Here is a 3,885-nt window from a genome sequence, read left to right as displayed (position 1 = left end):
CGCCGCGCTGGCTGGCGTTACCGCCCTTGAACGAGGCCCAACCGGCAATGCCGTTGTCCGACGCCATCGCGCCGTTGGCCGTCGTGTCGTCGAACATCGAGCCGCCGGCGATCATGCGCGTTTGCATGCCGCGCTGGAACGACGTGGCTGCGCCTTGAGCGGCCGTGGCGTTGTTCACCAGCGATTCACCCGAGAGCAGACGCGCCGAGCGACGTTGCTCTTCCGAGCCGGCCGTTTGCAGCGCCATGGCCGAAAGCACCTTGCCGCCGATCTTGCCCGAGGCCAGATCGCCCAACGCCACGCCGTCGACCGATGCCAGCATCGCTTGTTCGTTGGCGCTGTAACCACCGTCCGCTGCCAGGAACTTGACGAGGTTCTTTTCGGTGATCGTCGTCTCGATGCCCGTTCCGGTCGTCGGGTCCTGCGGGTCCTGCGGGTCCTGCGGGTCCGTAATCGTCGGTTCCGGTTGCTTGCCGCCAGTGATACTACCCACGGTCACTTCCCCACCGATCACTCCGGCATTCTCTTCGGACGTCACCACTTGGAAGTTGCCCAGGAGATCGCTGACTTCAATGTCATCAGCCACTGCAACGTCGAGTTTCGTATTGCTGAAGTCACCGCTCTGCGTGACGTGAATCTGGCCTCCGACGAGATCACCCTCGACCTTCTCGACGCGCGACTTGATCTTCGCGCCCGCGTCTGAGGCATAGGTGTCCACCTCGAGCCGGTTCGTGCCCAAATCGACCGTACCGTCGTTCTGCAGGTTCTTCACACCGCTGACGTTCGTGCTCAACGCCACCGTGCTCGCGCTTGCGACGTTCACGGTGCCCGAGCCCAGCGCGTTGGCATGCGCTGCCGTCAAAGTCCCGCCATCCACGTTCAGGATCGAGACGCCGCTTTGATCCCCAGCCAACGTCAGGTTGCCCGTGCCGACCTTGAGCACTCGGACGACCTTCGAGCCACGCGGAGAAATGGCCGCTTGCGCGGCGTCCGCCTGCGCGGCGTCCAATGCCATGCGCGGCGTCTCCGGCGTTTGCTCATCTTCCGCGCCCGCCGGGGCCGGCGGCGCACCATGCGAAATCGAACCGGCGAAACGATCGTCGCCGTTCAATTCGCCAAGCACAAGCGCCGTATCGCCGGTGTAAATCGCGCCCGTACCGGTCAACGAACCGATAGAAAGCGTCTTGTCCGGATCGCCGTCAGCGTGCGTAACGCCGACCTTCGAAATATCCAGGACGCCGCCAGCGACCATGTCGATCTTGGCCTGATGAGCCGTGACGCCATCGGCCATGTTGACGATGCCCGAATTCGTCAGGTGCATCTGCTCGAGCTGCGTGGCGGTGAACGACAGCGTCGCCCCGTCAGCGTTGGCAACGATGGCATTACCGCCTTCCGACGTCGAGATCGAGGCAGTGCCCGACGCATTGATCAACGCCATGTCCTGAAGGTCCGTGTCCTGGATCGTCAGCGTGCCGGCGTTTGTGACTTTGGCTGCGCCGCCGAGCGATTTCACCATCTGCTTCGTCGGCTTGTCCTCGCTGTCGACCGCCGGCTTGTCGACCGCGTCGAGTACATCGACCAGCTTGCCGCTGATGGTCGCCGTGCCGGTGGCCTCATTGGTGATCGTCGAAGTGCGCAGATTCGAGGCGGCAACGGTGAGGGTACCGCCGTTAGCGATGGTTGCATCGCCTACCGAAGCACCGTCGAATGTCACCTTGGCAGCGATCGACGGATCGCGTTTCGCCAACCCGGGCACTTCCGGCAACGCATCGAGCTCGTCCTGCGAAAACGCGCGGCCCACCGAAATCGTGCTCGCGCCTGCGGTTGAACCTTCCGCGAAGGTCAACTCACCGCCGTTGCGAAGCGCAATCGTCGCCGTTGCCGCACTGGCGCGATCAAACATCAGCCCGCCACCGTCGATCACCTCAATTTTTGCGCTACCGGCGCTGGTTTCCTTTCCGAATACGATCTGTCCGGCTGCGCCGGTACCTGCACCGAACTTGCCAGCCATCAGCGTCACATTGGCCGCATCGTCGGCAATACCGACGCCCTTGTCCGAGAAATTGAGCTTGCCGTCGGCGCCCACCAGCACGGCAAGCTTGCCGCCGCCCTCGATCGCCTGGTTGACGTTCAACGCGCCGCCCATGACACCCACTTGATGCTCAGCACCTTCGAGTGCGCGAAGGGTGCCGATTTCGCGGGTTTTGACGCTGGCCACCTCAGTTGCACCGTGAATCGCGTCGGATCCGCGGCCGGAGAAACGGCCGATTTCGAGGGTGGCGTCTTTGAAGATCTTCGTCTGCGCATCACCGACACCCACGGCCGCCTGATCCGCAAAGGCTTTCAGGTTCGCATCCCCCCACGACATCAACTGCTTCGCATTGGTGTCGGGGCTATCCGCATTGACGTCGAGCAGATAGGTGGAAGCCAGTCGAGCCGAATCCTCCGCATTCCCGACAGCCGACAACGAGGCGAGCTTATGGCTAAGCAGTGCCAGATTCTGCTGCGCTTTCGTGGCAGCGTCCTGGGCAGTGGTGACAGCCGCGTCATGAGTGCGCTTGTCGATGAGCGGATTCAGCGCGTTTCGCTTACCGCCCGAGGTCAGCTTGCTTTCGTTGTCGATATTACGCACAGCGGCCGCCAGATCCGTCAGCGCGGCGTGGTGTTTTTGATCCAATACGGACAAGTTGCCATCCAAACCTCGACGGCCATCCAAATCCGACTTGGCCTTTTCAATCTGCGGCATTACCGCCTGAAAGGCTGAGAATTTCTCTGCGGCGTTTCCTTCAACTTCCACTGCATCTCTGAGGGCAGAGGCAATATTGGCAATTTCTTGATTATTTTTTAATTCCAAATTCGCACGGAAATTGCTTTCCTTCGCCAGCACAATCGCGCCTCGTTTTTCCCCGAGCACCTTGATGCTGTTATTTCTGTCTGCCTGCCACTGCGGCACCTGAGGTGGCACAGCGTCGCTTGCCACCGCATAGCCGGGCAGCGCTGCCGCCGTCACCACGGCCGCGACGGCCATGCAAATCTTCGTCTGACGCAGAGCGTTCGACTTCGGATGGTTCTTTTGCATTCGATAATCCATAAATTAATTCGTGAAAGTGACGAATCGCTCCATCACGCGCCAGACACGGCACGACGACCTGCGTCAAGGCTCACGAAGTCTAAAAGCCGGACTATCGAAATCGATGCAAAAACACTTGAATTTGATACTTAACCCAAGAAGTTATTTTTTGGTTAAATTGGGATAAATATTAAAAAAACACTGATTAAATAAAAGATAATTCACAATAAAAACTCTTTCCTCATCAGCGATATCCCAATTGATCTAAAAATGATGCCCGCAAACAACGGACAATTGCGTGAAGTACGTCATTTCCCATTGAACAATTTCCGCTCATCGGCGCTTCTTTTTGCCACCCAGCCAGTCGCCTGAAGACGGCGAGATGCCGTCATCACACGTCGAAAATAAAAAACCCGCCGCGCCCTTTCGGGTACGACGGGTTTCCTTTCTATCTACGTGGAGCGTGACGAAACGGTGTAACTCCCGCCCTGCCCCCGACGGATCGCCTTGGGAAGCGATCCGTGCTTTCCCCTTGCGAGGAAAGCGTCCTGCACACTTCCTTAGAAGCGATACTTCGCCGAGATACCACCACCCAGCGCGCTCTCGCCCTTGCGCACACTGACGTTGCCGCCAAGGCGCACTTCCAGTTGCTTCTTGATCTGCATGTCCACACCCAGATCCGCCGTGAAGATATCGCGGCCCAGCTTCGGACCCTTCACCGTGAACCCACTCGGCGCACCATAGATCGCGTTCGTCAGGCTGCTCTGCGTGTTGCCGAACTCGTGCTCGTACGACAGGCGCAGCGACGGCGCCAC

2 protein-coding genes are annotated in these 3,885 nt (G+C 59.5%); both read right to left on the bottom strand.

Annotated elements, in window-relative coordinates:
- Nucleotides 1-2,677, bottom strand: a 2,677-nt coding sequence (locus PSO31014_RS22150; protein WP_150553584.1) for a hypothetical protein, incomplete at its 3' end; no start/stop codon positions are given.
- A gap of 953 nt (nt 2,678-3,630) precedes the next feature.
- A partial coding sequence (locus PSO31014_RS22145; protein WP_174976623.1) for an autotransporter domain-containing protein occupies nt 3,631-3,885 on the bottom strand: 255 nt, incomplete at its 5' end.

Source organism: Pandoraea soli (genome assembly GCF_902459595.1).
Classification (GTDB): domain Bacteria; phylum Pseudomonadota; class Gammaproteobacteria; order Burkholderiales; family Burkholderiaceae; genus Pandoraea; species Pandoraea cepalis.
The sequence above is the reverse complement of the archived record's forward strand: the minus strand, read 5'-3'. Positions and strand labels throughout refer to the sequence as shown.